An 18,740-nucleotide genomic window follows, 5' to 3' on the forward strand; every position below is an offset into this window, starting at 1 on the left:
CGGGCCGGTGTGGCACTGCCGGGCCTGTCAGCCGGGCTGAAACATGTCGCTGAACTGTTCACGCAGGATGTTCTTTTGGACCTTGCCCATCGTATTTCGCGGCAATTCATCCATCACGATCAGTTTTCGGGGATGTTTGAACCGGGCAAGCGAGGCCTGAACCTGCGCCATGATCGCCTGTGTATCGGGGGTCTTGCCCGGTTGCGCCACGAGGATACCCAGCGGGGTTTCTCCGAAATCGGGATGCGGCACCCCGATCACCGCGCTTTCCAGCACGCCGGGCTGATCGTCCAGCAGCAGCTCCAGCTCCTTGGGATAGATGTTGAACCCGCCCGAGATGATCAGGTCCTTGCCACGTCCGACGATGGTGACATAGCCGTCGGTATCGACGAAACCCAGATCGCCGGTGATGAAAAACCCGTCAGCGCGCAGTTCGGCGGCGGTTTTCTCGGGCATCTGCCAATAGCCCTTGAACACGTTTGGGCCGCGCACCTCGATCTGGCCTATTTCGCCCTGAGGCAGGGGTTCGCCGCTCTCGGGGTCGGTCACCTTTAACTCGACGCCCGGCAGAGGAAATCCCACCGTACCCGCGCGGCGTTCACCCTCATAGGGGTTGGAGGTGTTCATGTTGGTCTCGGTCATGCCGTAGCGTTCGAGGATGCGATGGCCTGTGCGTTCCTCGAACTGAACATGGGTTTCGGCCAGTAGTGGCGCTGAGCCGGACACGAAGAGGCGCATGTGTTGCGCCAATTCGCGAGTGAACCTGGCATCGCCCAGGAGGCGGGTGTAAAAGGTCGGTACGCCCATCATGGCGGTCGCGTGGGGCATCTGCGCGATGACCTGGTCGAGGTCGAATTTCGGCAGGAAGATCATGCTGCCGCCAGTGATCAGCGCAATATTGGTGGCGACGAACAGGCCGTGGGTGTGAAAGATCGGCAGCGCGTGCAGCAGCACGTCATCGGCGGTAAAGCGCCACTCGCGCGCCAGCGTCTCGGCATTCGACAACAGGTTGTCCTGGGTCAGCATCGCGCCCTTTGAGCGGCCCGTGGTGCCCGAGGTATAGAGAAAGGCCGCCAGGTCGCCGCCGTCCCGCGCGACGGTGTCGAACCGCTCGGGCATCGCGGCGGCGCGCTCGGTCAGGCTGCCCGATCCATCGGCGTTCAGGGTCTCGACCCGCGCGCCCAGGCCTTTGGCGATCGGGGCCAGCATGTCGCGGCTGCGCCCTTCGCAGACGATCAGCGCGGCACCGCTGTTTTCGATGAAATAGCTGAGTTCATCGGCGGTATATGCCGTGTTGAGCGGCAGAAAGATCAGCCCCGCTTGCGCGCAGGCGGCATAGAGCGCCAGCGCCTCGGGCGATTTCTCGATCTGGGCAGCGACCCGGTCGCCCGGTTTCAGACCCAGGTCGGTCGCCGCATGGGCCAGCCGCGCGGCAAGTGCCAGAAAACCGGCATGGCTGATCACCTGCCCGTCGGGCAGAAACAGGAACGGGGTCTCCTTTCCGGCATGGGTGCCGAAGAGGCGGTCATAGAGGGGATTTGTCATCGGGTTCCCTTTCCTGCGTTACGTTCCGGTCCGCTTGCAGTTCTGGGACATCGCACAGCGATGGTAAAGGCGGTTCGCCATCGCGGGGTCGAGTTCTCTGTCAGCCGTCCCGCAGGATCATCTCGGCCCCGCGTGCGGCTAGCATCATGACCGGCGCGTTGGTGTTGCCCGAGGTCACGTTGGGAAAGGACGAGGCGTCGATCACCCGCAGCCCCGCCACCCCATGCACCCGCAGCCGTGAATCCAGCACCGAATCCCGCGCCGAGTTCCCCATGCGGCAGGTGCAGCTGGCGTGATAGACCGACCCGGCGCGCTGCCGGAAATCGGCCAGCAGATCGGCATCGGACATGGTGGAGATGTCGGGTCCTTCGACCGTGACCGCGCGTATCGCGGGAGTCTCCGCCAGTTTCTGAGCGATCCGTCCGGCGGCAACGGCCATGGCGCAATCCTCGTTGGTGGACAGCGAGTTGGGACGAATATCGGGGGCGTCCTCCGGATCGGGCGAGCGGATCGTCACCGCGCCCCGGCTGGTGGGGCGGCAAGGCTGGGCGCAGATCAAAAAACCGGCCATCGGCGCCACGTCGGGTTTGCCATCGGGACGCACCGAATAGGACATCGGGTTGCAATAGACCTGCATGTCGGCGGATCCGCCGGGGGTCGAGGCCACGAAACCGCTGATCTGGTTGATCGGCACGCTGAGCGGCCCACCGCGTGTCAGCAGATATCGCAGCCCCGCTGCCATCTTGCCGGGCCAGTTGCCCAGACGGTTGTTCAGCGTCGGTTCGGTGGCGGTGAACTGATAGGAGATGCCAAGATGGTCCTGCAGGCCCTGACCCACTTGCGGCAGATCCCGGGCAACCGTGATCCCGTGGCGTTTCAGCAGCTCGGCGGGTCCGATGCCCGAAAGTTGCAGCAGCTGCGGCGAGTTCACGGCGCCGGCGCTGACGATTACCTCGCGGGTGGCCGTGGCCTGCACGCGGTGGCCACGGGCGCGGTACGCCACACCCGTCGCTCTGCCGTCGTGCAGGATGACGCGCTCCACCAGGGCCTCCGAGACCAGGTGCAGGTTGGGCCGTTTGAGGGCAGGGCGCAGGAACGCATCGGCCGCCGACCAGCGGCGACCGTTGCGGACAGTACCCTGAAGGCGCGCGACGCCGTCGCGCGCAGCACCGTTCAGGTCGTCACGGATCGGCCAGCCGGCCTGTGCCGCCGCCTTGAGAAAATGCGCCGAGAACGGGTGCATCCGGTCGCTGACATCGCTGACATGGACCGGCCCGCTGCCGCTGAGCCTGCGCCGCCCGTCCGGTCCGGGCCGGTCGCGTGTTTCCAGTTGGGCATAGGTCTCGTGGACCGATTGCCAGTTCCAGCCCGTCGCGCCTGCGGTTTCCCAATCGTCGAAATCCCGCGGCAGGCCCTGCACATAGGCCATCGCGTTGATCGAAGACGACCCACCCAGCACCCGTCCACGCGGCCAGAAGGCGGCCCGCCCGGCAAGTCCCGGATCGGTCTGGGCGGTATAGCACCAGTTGACCCGCGGGTCGTCGTAGGTCTTGCCATAGCCCAGTGGCACCTTGATCCAGAACCGGTTATCGCTGCCGCCCGCCTCGAGCAGCAGAACCTTGTAGCGCCCGCAGGCGGTCAAGCGGTCAGCCAAAACGCATCCGGCCGACCCGGCGCCCACAATGATGAAATCGAATCTGTCCATCGCACTGTCCTGCCTTGGGGCCAGTGCCGGCATGATCGCACCCTTGGCCTGCGCGAAGCGTGAACACAGTTTGATTTTCAATCCAAACAATGGATATTGCGGCTAAGGCCAAACAATTTTTAAAGGTAATCCGCCGATGGACCTTCCTCATCCGACCTGGCTGCGCAGTTTCGAAGCCGCCGCGCGCCTTGGCAGTTTCTCGGCCGCCGCCGAGGAGTTGGGGCTGACCCCTGCCGCGGTCAGCCAACAGATGCGGCTGCTGGAACAGCATCTGAAAACCACCTTGTTCGAACGGTTGCCGCGCGGTGTGGCGCTGACCGATATGGGCGAGGCCTATGCCCAGCCGGTGCGCAAGGGGTTGGGCGATATCCAGGTCGCGACCGCCGGTCTGTTCGGCAAGGCGCGGCGCCAAAGGGTCAAGGTGCGGGCCTCGATCTCTTGCGCGGCGCTGGTGATTGCGCCCCGGCTGCAGGAGTTCTTGGAGCGTCATCCCGAGATCGAGGTCGAATTGTCGACCTTTGTCTGGGCGAACCGATTTCAGGACGGGATCAGCGATATCGACATCCGCTTCGGTTTTGGCGACTGGACGGACGGACGCGTCACCCATCTGGGGCATGAATTCGCTATTCCCGTCTGTCCACCGGATTATCTGGCGGGTTTTGGCGCGGCACCGACACTCGACCGTCTGGCTGCTGTGCATGTCCTGACCATTCATGGGTCGGAATCCGACTGGCCGCGTCTTTTCGCGCAAATTGGCTTGCCGCTGCCGGTTGCGGCCCGTGTAACACGGTTCGATTCCTCGCTGATGGCCTTGCAGGCGATGATGGCTGGCTCCGGCCTCGCCATCGTGCTGGAGAGCTTTGCCCAACCGTTTCTCGACCGGGGTCTGGTGGTTGCGCCGGTTACCGACCGGCTGGCCATCAGACCGGCGCATTTTCTGGTCGAACGTGACGGTGTCGAGCAGCGCGACGAGATTCGCGCGTTCTCGGACTGGATAAGAGGGCTCTTTCTGAGCGGTTGAGCGCCCCGCGAGCTCGGCATCCTCGCTTAAAGTCTCCGGCACCGAACCCCGCTAGGTGTTCTTGTCGGGCCAGTCTGCGTAACGACAAGATTAACATAATCAATCTTATACTCTTAACGGACGGGTCACCGGACCGTGGGGCCTCGATCTAAGAGGCGCGGGGCGTCGCAAACCGCTGGATGTCGAATTCTGCAATCGGCAGGTCCGTTCTCCCGTTCAGGATCAGATCGGCGATGATCTGGCCGGTGATCGGCGCCAGCGCGAAGCCATGGGCCGAGAAGCCGAACAGGTGATATCCTCCGTCACGGCTCGCCGGGCCGATCACCGGCAACCGGTCGGGGGTCATGCCTTCGATCCCGGCCCAGCCTCGCAACACACGCGCGCGCGCCATGTTGGGAAAGATCGCTGTCGCCGCGGCGGCGTTGCGGGCCAGTTGGCGCATGTCCAACGTTGTGGTGCCGGTATCGGGGTCAGCAATTCCCTGATAGGCCCCACCGATCAGAACGGTGCCATTGCCGAACTGCTTGAAACTCAGCGCTCGCCCCTGCGCACCCACTACGGGGGACAGGAACGGGCGCAGACGTTCGGTGATCATCAGCATCAGGGCCGAGGCGGTGACCGGTGCCCGGTCGCCCATCATTGCGGCCAGGTCTCCGCCCCAGGCGCCCGCGGCGTTGACCAGCACCGGGGCGGCGTAACTCGGACCGGAGGTCTCTATAAACCAGCTTCCATTGGCCCGCTCGATCCCTGCGACCCTGGTCCCTTCGACAAGCGCCACCCCAAGAGACCGCGCCTTTCTGCTGAAAGCACGGACCGTGCGGAATGGATCGGCGTGGCCGTCACCATGGACAATGGTGGCGCCGACGCAATGCGCGGCGGCGGCAGGCAGAACCGCGCGCAAGGCCGCCTGACCGATGATCTCTTCATGTGAGAAGCCACAAGACAGGAGCCTGTCCCGACGCATTTGAAGCGCGGCAAGTTCTGCTTCGGTTTCGGCCACCTTGATCTGTGCAGCCGGGGCAAAGGCGCAGTCGTCATCGATTAGGTCGGATATCCTGTGCCACCGGTCCAACGCGGCCTGGGCCAGCGGCAGTTCCGGCACCGCACGCCCAAGGCGGCGCACCCCACCGGCATTCGCGCCCGAGGCATGCCGCCCGGCGCGGTCCTTTTCCACCACCACGACCCGCAGTCCCGCGCGGGCCAGATGCAGCGCCACCGACAATCCGTGCAATCCTGCGCCGACGACCACGGCATCAGCCCTTTCGGTCGCCCGGACCATCGCCGTCACTCCGCCTCGTCGAGCGCCGCCAATTGCCCGAGCTCCAGAGGTTTGACCGGCGCGCGCAGGCGCGCGGCGCCTACGTCGGCTATGGCGCATCCCCGTTCGGCGGCGATTACTTCTGTTACCGTCAAACCGCAGAGCCGCCCCTGACACGGACCCATGCCAGCACGGGTAAAGCTTTTGAGCTGGTTGGGCCCCTTGCAACCCAGCGCGACCGCCTCGCGGATTTGGGCGGCGGACACCTCTTCGCAGCGGCAAACGACGGTGTCGCCACCTCGCGGGATGCGAAAGCGGTCCGCCGGGCGATAGAGCGTATCGAGGAACCGCCGTAGGCCAGCCTGATGATCCACGGTCTTTTCCAGGGGTGCGGCCAGGCTGTCGCGCTGTTCTGTCGTGATCCTGCCCAACCGGTGCAACGCGCCAAGTGCCGCGATCTGCCCGGCCGCTTCGGCGGCCACGGCGCCCGCGATCCCGGCCCCGTCACCGGCGATGGCAATGTTTGGATGGCTGGAGGTGCCCCAAACATCGATGCGCGCATGCCAGCAGGCCTGTTCGGGATGCCAGTCGTGCCGGCATCCGGCAGCCATCGCCAGATTGACATTGGGAACCACACCCTGATGCAGCAACACCGTCTCGGCGGGTAAACGGGACCAGCGGCCCGACTTGCAATATTCCACTGCCTCTGCGGCCCCTGCCCCGACGATCCGGATATCCTCGACCCCGCTCATTACCGGGATCCCCGAGGCACGGATCTCCCGTTGCCAGCGCCAACCCTTCCACAGGCTGGCCGCGTGGCCCATCGCCCCGGGCAAATGTGGTAGCGCGCGGGCGTAGTTCCCCCGCGGCGTGGTGTCGAGCAGGCCGGCTACCTTGACCCCGGCGCGCAGGTATTGATGCGCGACGAGGTAGAGAAGCGGCCCGGTGCCGACGAAGACCGGCGCCGGCAGGGTCACGCCCGATGCCTTGAGCAGTATCTGGGCGGCGCCTGCGTTCATCACCCCCGGCAGGGTCCAGCCGGGCACGGGAAAAGGACGCTCCTGCGCGCCGCTGGCGAGGATGATCTGATCTGCCCGAAGCAGCCTTGCACGATCCTCGACAGTCACCCCGATCTCGCCGCTTGCGTCGACCTGCCAGACGATCGCGCCGGGAACATGGCGGGCGGTGCTGGCCCGGAAACGATCGACCAGGCCTGCGCCATCGAGATACTCGGTCCCCAGGATCGCGGCGCCGTCCTCGCGGCGCCGCTCGATGGCGCGATAGATCTGACCGCCGGGCCGGGGTTGCTCGTCCAGCACGAGAACCGAGGCGCCATGTCGGCCGGCCAATGTCGCGGCGGCCATACCCGCAGGACCGGCGCCGATGACGACGATATCGTGATGCTCGGTCATGGTGCCTCCTCGGGATCGAGAGACAGGACGGAGGTCACGTCAAAGGCCCCTTTCTGTCGAGCCACGCGCATTCCGTCGCGCACCTCGTGCATGCAGGCCTGCTGATTGCCCTTGCCGTCGATCTCGACCAGGCAGTCGAAACATACCCCCATCATGCAGAGCGGCCCGCGCGGTGTATCGGACAGGGCGGTAGTACGGAACTGCCGAATCCCGGCGCCAAGCAGCGCCGCCGCAACGGAGTCTCCGGGCTGTGCCTCGATCACTGTGCCTTCGAAATGGATGCGGACGGGGGCGCCCGTGACCTCAAACACTCGGGACATTCTCAAACCTTTCCGGGCCAAGGCCGCTGGTTTCGCTCGGCAGCCCGCCCTCGGCGATCGCGGCGGCAAGGCTCTGGATATGGGCGGCGGCAAGGGTGACGCCGCTGTGACAGGTGGCGGCATAGGCGCCGGGACAGGTTTCCGAGCGGGCATAGATCGGTGCGCCATCCGGCGACATCACCCGCAACGCGCCCCATGCACGCACGATCCGGGCGTGGCGCAGATGCGGGAAGGTTTGCATGGCCCGGGACGCGATCCGCGCCTGGCAGGCGGCGGTGGTGCCATCGTCAAAGCCCACCTCTTCCTTGCTCTCGCCCAGTTGCACGCTGCCCTCGGCGGTCTGCCGGATGCCGGACAGGGGCAGGTCGAGGAATGGGCGCATACGTTCGGTGATCAGGTTCTGGCCACGCTGCGGGCGGACCGGAACCTGCAACCCGACCTGTTGGGCCAAGGCCGGCGTGCCAAGGCCGCAGGCGACGACAACCTGTTCGCAGTCGAAGCTCTGGCTGGCGGTTCCGACCTGAAACCCGTGTGACCGCGGCTTGATTTCCTGTACCTTCTCGCCACTTTTGATCGTGCCGCCCAGCAGCTGGAAGCCCGCATGCAACGCCCGCAGCAGGGCCAGCGGATTGACATGTCCGTCGGTCGAGGAATAGCAGCCCCCGACCACATCGGGTCCGAGGCCGGGGACCATGTTTCCCAGCGCGCGGCGTTCCAGTATGCGATAATCCACATGCGGGGCGTGGCGGCACAGCAGCTCCATCCGCTCGGCCTTTTCGGTCATCTCGTCATCGGAGAGAAAGATCTCGATCCCGCCGGGCCGCCGATAATCGAGGCGCAGCCCGGTCAGATCGGTCAATTCGCTCGCCAGCTGTTCCCAGCCCTGCGCCGATTGCCAGGTCCACTGGGCATAAGGGGGCATCTCGACCCCCTTGGACTGCACCCAGACCAGCCCGAAGTTGCCACGCGCCGCGCGAAAGGCGACATCACCTTCGTCCAGCATCAGAGTCCGGATCCCACGACGTTGCAGGCCAAAAGCAATCGCGGCCCCGACCAGCCCGCCGCCGATCACGATGGCGTCGGCGCTGGTCATGCGAACCTGCCGATATCGTAGGGCGCCAGATCGAGATTGAGCGGCTCGCCCGCGATCAGCCCGGCCAGGATGCGCCCGGTATTGGGCGCCATGCCCAACCCGTAATGGCAGTGCCCGAAGGCCGCGAACAGGCCAGCCGCGCCCGGCACCGCCCCAATCACGGGCAGGCTGTCGGGAAAGGAGGGCCGCACCCCCATCCAGGGGGTGACGGTTTCGGTATCGAGCCTTGGGAACAGCCGTTTGGCCATGCGTCGGAACACCTCGGCACGGCGATAGTCGGGTGGCGCGTCCAGCCCCGCGAATTCGGCGGTTCCAGCGCATCGCAACCCGTCGCGCATCGAACTGGCAACAAACTTTCCTTCGACATCCATGACCGAATTGTTCACCGCGATCCCCGGGTTGGCAAACATCAGGTGATAGCCCCGCTCCGCCTCAAGCGGCAGTGTCAGTCCGAGCGGCGCCAAGAGCCGTGCTGACCATGCTCCCATGGCGACAACGGTGCAAGTGCTTGTGAGCGTGTCCCCAGCGGTGTCGATCCGCCATTCGCTCCCGTCGCGTCGCAGACCGCGAATCTCGGCCCGGCGAAACCGGGCTCCCATGCGCAGGGCCTTGTCCATCAGCGCCCGGCCCAGGGCGCCGGGATCGGTGGCGCGGGCCTGATCGCGGATCACAATCGCCGCCTTATAGTCGGGCGCGATCTCTGGCTCGATCTCGCGCAGCGTATTGCCGTCGATCCGCTCCAGCGGCACCCCCCGATCAAGCCGCATCCGCCAGCCAAGCGCATCGAGATCCGCGTTTGCGGGGTTGCGAAAGACATGCACATAGGCCGCGTCCCGCAAGAGCGCCTCCTGCCCCGTCCCTTTCAGGTGCTGGCGGTAGAGTTCGACATTGGGACGATTGAGCGCGTTCATCGCATCGGCAATCGCGGGCAATCGATCAGCGGCCCCCGCGCGCAGGAACCGCAGCAGCCAGGGCAACATGCGCGGCGCGTGGGACAGCCGGACCGACAATGGACCTTCGTTGTCGATCAGCCATCCGGGCACCTGTTTCCAGAGACCCGGCATCGACTGCGGGACGCAACTCCATGGCGAAATCACCCCGGCATTGCCATGGCTGGCCCCGCTGGCGGGATCGTTTCGGTCGATCAGCTCGACGTCGAACCCCTTTTCCAGCAGGGACAGCGCGGTGCAGATACCGACGATACCCGCCCCCAGAACGTGAACAGAGCCTCGCGCGGCGCCGGGCATTACGCAACCTGTACCCGTTTGCTGGCATGGATTTGCTGGAGCAATACCGGCAGCGCCACCATCATCGCGAACAGGTCGCTCTTTGATCCGGGAGTGACCATGAACAGCGCGGCAAAGGCTATCAGCCAGCGGAGCGGTTTTGGCATCGGCGCGATGAAGAAGCCGCTGACGGCGGTTGCCATCATCACCACGCCCAGACCACAGGTCAGGACGGTTTGCAGGAACTCTCCCCAGGTGAAGTAATCCTCGAGCACGATCAGCATCGCGGGCGAGTAGACGAACACCATGGGCACCATCAGCTTGGCAATGCCCAGAGAGAAGGCCGATAGCCCTGTCTTGAACGGATCGGCACCCGCGATACCCGCTGCGGCATAGGCCGAGGCACAGACCGGCGGCGTGATCTCGGAAATAACGCCATAGTAGAGCACGAAGAGATGCGAGGCGAGCGGCGGAACGCCCAGGTTGGCCAGCGCTGGCTGCGCCACCGTGGCCAGCATGATGTAAAGCGCGGTGGTCGGCAGGCCCGCGCCCATCAGGATGCAGGTGATCGCGATCAGTACCAGAGAGATGAACAATGTCAGACTGGGGATCGAGATCTCGAGCATCGGGGTCCAGCTGATCAGCCCGTGCACGGTTTCGGCCAGAGACAGGGCGCCATTGGCCACCATGAAGCCGAGCCGGAAACCCAGCCCGGTGGAATTGACCACACCGACAACGATCCCGATCGCCGCAACAACTGCACCCACGGCCAGCGCGTATTTGGTCCCAAGCACCGCGCCGTCCATCACGTCGCGGATGGTCATACGATGCATCGGGTTGAGAAAGCCCACAACGAGGGCCGAGGTGATCCCCCAGAACGCCGCCATATGGGGCGAGTAGCCGCTGAACAGCACATAGATCAGGACGAACAGAGGGATCGAGGCGGGCCAGCCGCGCTTGATCACGCGCCAGAGCTGCGGGATCTCGGCCTCGGGTACGCCTTTCAGCCCCATGCGCTTGGCCTGGAAATGCACGATGCAGAGCACGCCGATATAATGCATCGCTGCCGGGATCGCCGCGGCCAGAACAATGGTGGTATAGGGCACTTCGAGAAACTCGGCCATGATGAAGGCCGCGGCCCCCATGATCGGTGGCGTGATCTGTCCGCCCGCGCTCGAGGCCGCCTCAACCCCGCCCGCCAGGTGACCGGGATAGCCCATACGCTTCATGTTCGGGATGGTCAGCGAACCGGTCGACACCGTGTTGGCGATGGACGATCCCGAAATGGTGCCGAAGAAGGCCGAGGAAACGACGCTGACCTTGGCCAGCCCGCCGGTGTAACGACCTGCCACAACGGTGGCCATGTCGACGAACAGCTGTCCCAGCCCCATGCGCTGCGCGAGCACCCCGAACAGGACGAAATGGAACACAACCGTCGAGACGATCCAAAGCGTCACGCCATAGATGCCTTCGGACGGGAAATACATGTTGTTGATATACTGCGACCAGTTGATGCCCGGATGCATGATGGTCTGGATCGGGATGTACTGGCCGAAAACCGCGTAACAGGTGAACAGCAGGATGATGATCGGAACGACCATGCCCAAGGTGCGCCGGACCGCTTCGAGCAGCACCACGATGAGGGCAGTGCCGAAGACAACGTCGATCAACCACGGATCGCCCTGTCGCATTACCTGCTCGACCATCTGAAAGTGGATGCCGAAAATGGTGACGTCGACCCCGTACCAGGTCACCCCGATATAGAGCGACGTCGTGATTCCGACGACGATGAAGAGCCAGTCAAGCAGCGGGACGTTTCCAAAGCGATACCACGCGTTGGGGCGCAGCGGCTGGTTCCGATCGCGCTTGAACATGGGAAAGCTGATGAAGATCAGGGTGATCACACCGGCCATGTGAAAGCCCATGTGCCAGTAATCGACCGGCACGCCGATCCCGGCGGTGACATAGTGATAGCCCGCGAAGAACAACGAGAACAAAAAGACGAACCTGACGATCCAGGGACCGACCGTTCGGGTCTGAAGCGCGCTGTCATACTTCTTTTCGAGCTGTTCGGCCTCGTTAACGTCAAAGGTCGCCATGTCAGTCTTTCCGGATTGAAGCGTTGAATATCCGTCCGCAGGCGCGCGGCGCCTCGGGATCGGTGAGGGAAACGGGCGCAAACCGGCGCCCGTTTCGAAGATTCCTGTCGATTACTTGAGCATGCCGATTTCTTTGTAGAACCGTTCGGCGCCCGGGTGCAGCGGGATCAGAACACCTGTCAGCGCGGCTTCAAGCTGGATCGCCTTGCCCTTGGCATGACCCTTGTCCAGCAGAGCACGGGTCTTGTCGCTCCAAAGGGCCTTGGTGATCTCGTATACCAGCTCTTCGTCCTGATCGACCGAGGTGATCAGCTGGGCATTCACGGCAACCGTGGCGGTATCGGCGGTGATGTTCTCATAGACGCCGCCCGCGATATTGCTGTGCACATAGTAGGGGATGATGCCGTTGATCGTGTCCCGCTCGTCATCCGAGAAGGAGTAGAGCTCGAACCCCTTGGTCGACCCCAGCTGGATCAACGCCGCAAAGGGCGTGCCGCCGGCATAGAAGAACGCGTCCAGCTGACCGTCGGCCAGGCGCTGTGCGCTCTGCCCAAGGCTCAATTCATGCTCTTCGACGGTGATGCCATAGTGCTTGAGGATCATCCGCACCGAAACCTGGGTGCCGGACCCCGCGGCCGCTACGCCGACGCGCATACCTTCGAGTCCCTTGAGGTCGTCGATGCTGGTACCTTTGGCCAGCACCAGGTGCATGTCCTCGGGATAGAGGTTGGCAATGACCCGGATCTTGTCCTTGGGGACGCCGTCGAACTTGCCTTCGCCCTTATAGCCCTGCACCACGCTTTGCGCGCCCGCCAGACCGGCATCGAGTTGTCCGGCATGAATGGCATTGACATTGGCCACCGACGCGTTGGTCGACACCGCGATCGCGACCAGACCGGGAACTCCGCAGGTACCGCCATCTTCGCAGGCGCGTGCGCCCGGCGGGTTCGAAATCGCGTTGGCGATCAGGCCGCCGATCGGGAAATAGGTGCCGCCGGCCCCGCCGGTGCCGATACGCCAGAATTTCATGTCCTGCGCAGTCGCGGCGCCAGCCGCCAGCAACAGACCTGCGGTCGCCGCTATCAGTTTGTGTCGCAATTTCATGTGTCACTCTCCGTTGGTGGTTATTTTCACGGTTTTGGTCGTCGTCGGCAGGAACAGGACTTGGGTGTCAGGAACAAGCCAACAATCCGGCGCCTTCTACAGGGCCCTGCCGCAAAGAGTGACCGGTTCAGCCGATTAGCACAAATTGTAAATTTTTTTGATATGATCGATTTTTCTTATGGCATGGTTGGGTCATTCAACCAGAATGCGGGGCGGGACATGAACCTTAGACAGCTTGAAGCGTTCCGAGAGGTCATGCTGACCGGATCGGTCACCGAAGCGGCGCGCAACATGGGCCGGACACAGCCCGCCGTCAGTTCCCTGATCGCCGGGCTGGAAAGCTCGGTCGGATACCCCTTGTTCGAGCGCAGGCGGGGTCGATTGCATCCGGTTCCCGAGGCGCATTATCTGCTGGATCAATCCGCGTCGATCCTCGACGATCTGGGCAAGCTGTCTCACAACATGAGGGCCGTGGGGCGTTTGCAGGAGGGTCATCTGAACATCGCCTGCCTGCCCGTGTTCAGTACTATCATGCTACCCAGACTGATTTCGAGTTTCGTCAAAGACCGGGGAAATGTCTCGGTCTCGCTGGTCAGCCAGTCCTCGGAACGGGTCTATGAACGGCTGGCATCGCAGCAATTCGATGTCGGCATTGCCGAGGCAACGACCCATTCGCCGCTGGTGACCGAGGCCGAGACCAGCATGGATTGCCTGTGCGCCGTGGCCGCCGACAGCGAACTGGCGCGAAAACAGGTGCTTACGCCGCATGATCTGGTCGGTTTGCCGATGACGACCTTTATCGACGGTCACTTCATCCGTCGCCAGGTCGAGGCCGCCTTTGCCAGAGAACGCCTGGACCTTGCCATTCGGTTTGAAATGCAGAACGCGGCCTCGCAATTTGCATTTGTCGAGGATGGGTTGGCTTGGGCGATCATCAGCCCGATGAGCGTTCATTACTATCAGCAATCCGAACCCAACCAGCCGCGCGTGGTGTTTCGGCCGTTTCTTCCGTCGATCGTCTATCGCATCGCCGTCCTGACACCCGCCCACACGCCCGTGTCGCGCCTGGCGCGAGCGTTTGCTGATGTCCTGATCGGCGAAGTCCGGCGGGTCGCGGGCCTCGATCCTCTGTAGAGCATCGCCGGTTTTGCCGGTGCGCTCCGAATGCTCCGGGAAATCAGACACGATCCGACCTTCAGGTGCGGGCGAATTGTCCCGGCATGGCGGGGATGTTCTGCCCGCCAGAATCGCCGAAGGAGCGGGTTCAGAAAGGGTCTTGTCAGAAAAGTGATTCTCACATTACGGTGAAAACGTCCGAAATGTGAGACTATCATGCAAGAACGCCTTATCCGCCTTCTCGAAGCCATTGCCGGTGCGGCCAGCCCGCTGAACGCAACGGAGCTGGCGCGTCTGACCGACATGCCGCGGGCGACCATCTATCGCAACATTTCGTCTCTGGTCGATTGCGGCTTTGTCGAGGTGACGGACTGCGGCAGCCGCTATGTTCTGGGCATGCGCTTTGTCAAAATCGCGCTGACCGGCAAATCGGACATGCATGTGATCAACGCGGTCTCGTCGATGATGCAGCAAGTGGTGAAGACTACAGGCGAAACCGGTTTTCTGGCCCGCTATCGGGGGGGACGGGTCGATCTGATCCATATCGAGACACCTGACGATCCGTCGCTGTCCTATATCTATCCCGGTCTTGGGCCACGTCCGGCGCATGCCTGTTCCTCGGCCAAGGCTATCGCGGCGTTTATCACGCCGGAACTGCGCGAGGAGTTGCTGGACATACAGCCGATGCGCTTCAACCAGAACACCATCACCGATCCCGACCTGATCCAGCGCGAACTCAACCAGGTGCGGCGCTATGGTTATGCGATCTGCGATGGCGAGATTGACGAGGGAGTCAGCAGCATCGCGGTGCCGATCAATGTGGAACGGTTGGGCGCGATTTTTTCCATGGGGGTCGTGGGCCCTTCGAACCGGATCAAGCCGATGGTCCAGAACCGTATCCTGCCGGTCCTGTCGGCCGAGGCGGTGCGCGCGGCAGCGGCAATCCAGCATTGTTCGGTGGTCGATGCCGAGACCACCAATGCCGAAGCGCTGGCCAGCGCGAGCGCGGGGTTGAACGAAACGCATTAACGAATTTTTTTGGGAGGAAGATCATGAAGAGAAGAGAATTCGGCGCCCTGGCCGCCGGTGCCCTGGCAATGGGTCTGCCGTTTCGCGCATTTGCAGACGAAACCTGTCAGTCGCCCTATTTGCCCAAGATCACCGGGCAAGAGGAATTCGTCTATGTCTGGACCCTGGGGGTCGAGGGCATGGGCGACGAGCAGGACAAGCTGGTCACCATCGACCTGCGCCCCGGCTCGGAAACGCGTGGTCAGGTGATCAACTCGGTCTCGGTCGGCGGCCGGAACGAGGCGCATCATGGCGGGTTCTCGGCCGATCGGCGCTATTTCTGGACCGGCGGGCTGGACACCAACCGCATCTTCATCTTCGACGTGCATTCCGACCCGTCGAACCCGAAACTGCACAAGACCATCGACACATTCGTCAAGGACAGCGGCGGGGTCGTGGGGCCGCATACCTTCTTTGCCCTGCCCGGCAGCATGATGATCACCGGTCTCAGCAACGATGACGACCATGGCGGGCGCACCGCGCTGGTCGAATACAACGATGACGGCGATTACGTGGCGACCTATTGGATGCCCACAACCGCCGACATGCAGGGCGCGGTTGCCGTGGGCGACGCGGTGGCAGATGGGTACGGCTATGACATTCGGGCGCTGATCCGCAAGAACGTCATGCTGACCTCGTCGTTTACAGGCTGGTCGAACTACATGATGGATTTCGGCCAGATGTTGCAGGACGCCGAGGCGATGAAACGCTTTGGCAATACCATCGTGCAATGGGATCTGCACACCCGCCAGCCCAAGAAAGTGTTCAACGTTCCCGGCGCGCCGCTGGAAATCCGCTTTCCCTGGGGGCCGAACGCCAATTATGCCTTCTCGACCACGGCGCTCACTTCGCAGCTCTGGCTGATCTACGAGGATGACGCAGGCGAGTGGCAGGCCAAGGCGGTGGCCGATATCGGCAACCCGGCGGATATCCCGCTGCCGGTCGATATCTCGATTGCCGCCGACGACCAGACGCTGTGGATCAACAGCTTCATGGATGGCAAGACCCGGCTCTTTGACATCTCGGATCCGCACAAACCGTTCCAGATCTACGAAAAGGTCATCGACCGCCAGGTCAACATGGTCAGCCAGAGCTGGGACGGCAAGCGTGTCTATTTCTCGTCCTCGCTGCTCGCCAACTGGGACAAGAAGGGCGACGACGATGTCCAGTACCTGAAGGCCTATAATTGGGACGGCAAGGAACTGGCCGAGGATTTCGCCGTCGACTTCTATGAACTGGGTCTGGGCCGCGCGCATATAATGCGCTTTGGAAGCTCGGCGCTTTATTCGTCCTGATACCTCCCAAACTTCCGGGGCGGCCCATCGCTGTCCCGGCTTTTCCTTTGACATGGACGGTGGCGGCGGATGCGCAAGAGATACCTCCTTTCCGGGCTGACAGTCGCGGCGCTGGTGGCGGCAGCCCTCGGGTGGCAGGTCTGGCAGCCCCAGCCCGCGGCCCGGCCCAGCCCGATGGCCTCGGTTTTCGAGGCGAGCGATGCTTACCAGTTCGACCCGCCCGCCCCGGGCAGCTACCGCCTGAACCGGATCAAATCCGCGCCCGATGGCCGAGTGCTGGATATCAACGGGCGCGAACACGGACTGCACGACCTGACGCGGGGCAAGATCTCGCTGGTCAGCTTCGTCTATCTCACCTGCGGCGACGTGAATGGCTGCCCGCTGGCGATGTCTGTCTTTTTCGACGTGCACGATGCCAGCCGCGATCTGCCCGGCCTGAACGAGGATGTGCAGCTGTTGACCATCAGTTTTGACCCCGCCCGCGACACGGTCGAGGCGATCAAGGCCTTTGCCTATCCCATCACCTCGGACGCGCAGGCGGGTGACAAGCTGAACTGGCATGTACTTACCACGTCCGGTTCACAAGCGCTGACCCCCATTCTGGACGGCTATGGCCAGGTGGTCGACCGGTCCGAGGATCAGGAGACTATCAGCCACCTGTTGCGTCTCTATCTGGTCGACCGGCAGGGCGACATCCGCAACGTCTATGGGCTGGGCTTTCTCGACCCGCGCCTGCTGTTGACCGATATCGAAACCCTGCTGATGGAAGAGGCGGGCGCGTGATCCGAGCCGTCGCGACCGCGCTGGCCCTGCTTGCCCCCGCTGCGCTGGCCGGGGACTATGGCACTGCCCTGCCCGCCCCGATCAGTCCCGAAACCTGCCCCGCAGACCCCGAAAGCTGGACCAAAGCGGCGCTAGAGCGCAGCCTGACACCACAACTGGGCCTGCCCTTGGTGCCGCATCCGGCGGACAATCCGCCGACCGAGGCCAAGATCGAACTGGGGCGCAAGCTGTTCTTCGACCGGCGCCTGTCGATCAACCGCACCATGTCTTGTGCCATGTGCCATGTGCCCGAACAGGGGTTTGCCAACTGGGAACTGGCCACCGCCATCGGGGTCGAGGGGCGCAGCGTCAAGCGTAACGCGCCCAGCGTGATCAATGTGGGCTTTCTGACCCCGCTCTTTCACGATGGACGGGATCCAGCACTGGAGACCCAGTTCGTCGCGCCCCTGGTGGCCCGCAATGAGATGGCCAACCCCTCGATCGGCCATGTTGTGGCCGAGCTGAATCTCCTGCCCGATTACCGGCCCCTCTTTGACGCGGCCTTTGCCGCGCCCGCCTCGCTCGACCGGATCGGTCAGGCACTTGGCGCCTATCAGCGCAGCCTGACGTTGGGCAACAGCGCCTTTGACCGCTGGTTCTACGGCGGCGACGAGGCCGCGATGGACGCGGCGGCGCAGCGCGGTTTCGCGCTGTTCACCGGCAAGGCCGATTGCGCTTCGTGCCACGTGATCGAAACAGACCATGCGCTGTTCACCGATCAGGCCTTTCACGACACCGGTTATGGCCGGATGCGCGAAGAACGGCGCCAGAACCCGCCCGCCAGCCATCCGGTCCAGGTGGCGCCCGGCGTGGTGCATCAGCTCGATTTCGCCCGCATCCTTTCGGTCAGTGCTCCGCGCGAGGCCGATCTGGGCCGCTACGAGGTGACCGAGGACCCTGCTGATCGGTGGAAGTTCCGCACGCCGGGCCTGCGCAACCTGGCCGTGACTGCCCCCTATATGCATGACGGCGCGCTGACCACGCTGGGGGACGTGTTGGAGTTCTACAACATGGGCGGCGCCGGACACCCCGATCAGGATGCCCGCATCCGCCCGCTGGGACTCAGCTCCGAGGAGCTGGCCGATATCGAGGCCTTTCTTATGGCGCTCACTTCGGAGGGGCTCGATTGCCTCGTGGCCGAGGCGCGCAGCCACCCCCCTGACAATTTCTGACAGTACTTTTGAACCAAGGAGACGGAACACATGCGGACGCGCGCGGCGGTAGCGATTGAGGCGGGCAAGCCCCTGGAAGTGATGGAGGTGAACCTCGAAGGGCCGAAGGCCGGCGAGGTTCTGGTCGAGATCAAGGCGACCGGCATCTGTCACACCGATGAATTCACCCTCTCGGGCGCCGATCCCGAGGGGCTGTTCCCGGCCATTCTGGGTCACGAGGGCGCGGGCGTGGTGCTCGAAGTCGGGCCCGGCGTCACCAGCCTGAAACCCGGCGACCACGTGATCCCGCTCTACACCCCCGAATGCCGCCAGTGCGAGTATTGCCTGTCGGGCAAGACCAACCTGTGCCAGGCCATTCGCACGACGCAAGGCAAGGGCCTGATGCCCGACGGCACCACCCGGTTTTCCATGCTCGATGGCACGCCGATCCTGCATTACATGGGCTGCTCAACCTTTTCCAACCACACTGTCCTGCCCGAGATCG

At 63.6% G+C, this 18,740-nt stretch carries 16 protein-coding genes; 7 read left to right on the forward strand and 9 right to left on the reverse strand.

Annotated features, from left to right (window positions below):
• Positions 1-27 precede the first annotated feature (27 nt).
• Together AC2FL1_RS15130 and AC2FL1_RS15135 are read right to left on the reverse strand one after the other, a co-directional pair.
• On the reverse strand, positions 28-1,545 hold the full coding sequence (locus tag AC2FL1_RS15130) for a malonate--CoA ligase (RefSeq protein ID WP_496877494.1): 1,518 nt from the start codon (positions 1,543-1,545) through the stop codon (positions 28-30).
• Positions 1,546-1,645: 100 nt separating this feature from the next.
• Positions 1,646-3,250 (reverse strand): GMC family oxidoreductase, encoded by a 1,605-nt coding sequence (locus AC2FL1_RS15135; protein WP_496877495.1) that lies wholly within the window; start codon positions 3,248-3,250, stop codon positions 1,646-1,648.
• A 136-nt stretch (positions 3,251-3,386) separates the two neighbouring features.
• On the opposite strand from AC2FL1_RS15135, the gene AC2FL1_RS15140 reads away from it, so the two are divergent.
• On the forward strand, positions 3,387-4,271 hold the full coding sequence (locus AC2FL1_RS15140; protein WP_496877496.1) for a LysR substrate-binding domain-containing protein: 885 nt from the start codon (positions 3,387-3,389) through the stop codon (positions 4,269-4,271).
• Positions 4,272-4,419: 148 nt separating this feature from the next.
• Here AC2FL1_RS15140 and AC2FL1_RS15145 read toward each other — a convergent pair whose 3' ends face one another.
• The 7 genes from AC2FL1_RS15145 to AC2FL1_RS15175 form a co-directional block, all read right to left on the reverse strand.
• On the reverse strand, positions 4,420-5,550 hold the full coding sequence (locus AC2FL1_RS15145) for an NAD(P)/FAD-dependent oxidoreductase (protein ID WP_496827127.1): 1,131 nt from the start codon (positions 5,548-5,550) through the stop codon (positions 4,420-4,422).
• 5 nt (positions 5,551-5,555) lie between these two features.
• On the reverse strand, positions 5,556-6,941 hold the full coding sequence (locus tag AC2FL1_RS15150) for an FAD/NAD(P)-dependent oxidoreductase (protein ID WP_496877497.1): 1,386 nt from the start codon (positions 6,939-6,941) through the stop codon (positions 5,556-5,558).
• Positions 6,938-7,261, reverse strand: a complete 324-nt coding sequence (locus AC2FL1_RS15155) for a (2Fe-2S)-binding protein (RefSeq protein WP_496826816.1) — start codon at positions 7,259-7,261, stop codon at positions 6,938-6,940. Before AC2FL1_RS15155 ends, AC2FL1_RS15150 begins: the two co-directional genes overlap by 4 nt.
• Positions 7,245-8,354, reverse strand: coding sequence for an NAD(P)/FAD-dependent oxidoreductase (locus AC2FL1_RS15160; protein WP_496877498.1), 1,110 nt, complete (start codon positions 8,352-8,354; stop codon positions 7,245-7,247). The genes AC2FL1_RS15155 and AC2FL1_RS15160 overlap by 17 nt, the downstream gene beginning before the upstream one ends.
• Positions 8,351-9,601, reverse strand: a complete 1,251-nt coding sequence (locus AC2FL1_RS15165; RefSeq protein WP_496877499.1) for an NAD(P)/FAD-dependent oxidoreductase — start codon at positions 9,599-9,601, stop codon at positions 8,351-8,353. Before AC2FL1_RS15165 ends, AC2FL1_RS15160 begins: the two co-directional genes overlap by 4 nt.
• Entirely contained in the window at positions 9,601-11,679 is a 2,079-nt protein-coding gene (locus AC2FL1_RS15170) for a TRAP transporter permease (protein WP_496877500.1), read from the reverse strand. The genes AC2FL1_RS15165 and AC2FL1_RS15170 overlap by 1 nt, the downstream gene beginning before the upstream one ends.
• 111 nt (positions 11,680-11,790) lie before the next feature.
• On the reverse strand, positions 11,791-12,783 hold the full coding sequence (locus tag AC2FL1_RS15175; RefSeq protein ID WP_496877501.1) for a TAXI family TRAP transporter solute-binding subunit: 993 nt from the start codon (positions 12,781-12,783) through the stop codon (positions 11,791-11,793).
• Positions 12,784-12,945: 162 nt separating this feature from the next.
• Here AC2FL1_RS15175 and AC2FL1_RS15180 point away from each other — a divergent pair, with 162 nt between their 5' ends.
• From AC2FL1_RS15180 to AC2FL1_RS15205, 6 genes are all read left to right on the forward strand, one after another.
• Positions 12,946-13,917 (forward strand): LysR substrate-binding domain-containing protein, encoded by a 972-nt coding sequence (locus AC2FL1_RS15180; protein ID WP_496877502.1) that lies wholly within the window; start codon positions 12,946-12,948, stop codon positions 13,915-13,917.
• 198 nt (positions 13,918-14,115) lie between these two features.
• Positions 14,116-14,928, forward strand: coding sequence for an IclR family transcriptional regulator (locus AC2FL1_RS15185; protein WP_496877503.1), 813 nt, complete (start codon positions 14,116-14,118; stop codon positions 14,926-14,928).
• 23 nt (positions 14,929-14,951) lie between these two features.
• Complete coding sequence (gene mtoX / locus AC2FL1_RS15190) at positions 14,952-16,262, forward strand: methanethiol oxidase (protein WP_496877504.1); 1,311 nt, start codon at positions 14,952-14,954, stop codon at positions 16,260-16,262.
• 69 nt (positions 16,263-16,331) lie between these two features.
• On the forward strand, positions 16,332-17,045 hold the full coding sequence (locus tag AC2FL1_RS15195) for an SCO family protein (protein WP_496877505.1): 714 nt from the start codon (positions 16,332-16,334) through the stop codon (positions 17,043-17,045).
• Entirely contained in the window at positions 17,042-18,256 is a 1,215-nt protein-coding gene (locus AC2FL1_RS15200) for a cytochrome-c peroxidase (protein WP_496877506.1), read from the forward strand. The genes AC2FL1_RS15195 and AC2FL1_RS15200 overlap by 4 nt, the downstream gene beginning before the upstream one ends.
• A 30-nt stretch (positions 18,257-18,286) precedes the next feature.
• On the forward strand, positions 18,287-18,740 hold a 454-nt coding region (locus AC2FL1_RS15205), incomplete at its 3' end, for an alcohol dehydrogenase catalytic domain-containing protein (protein WP_496877507.1).

This window comes from Ruegeria sp. YKSF070, from assembly GCF_059612725.1.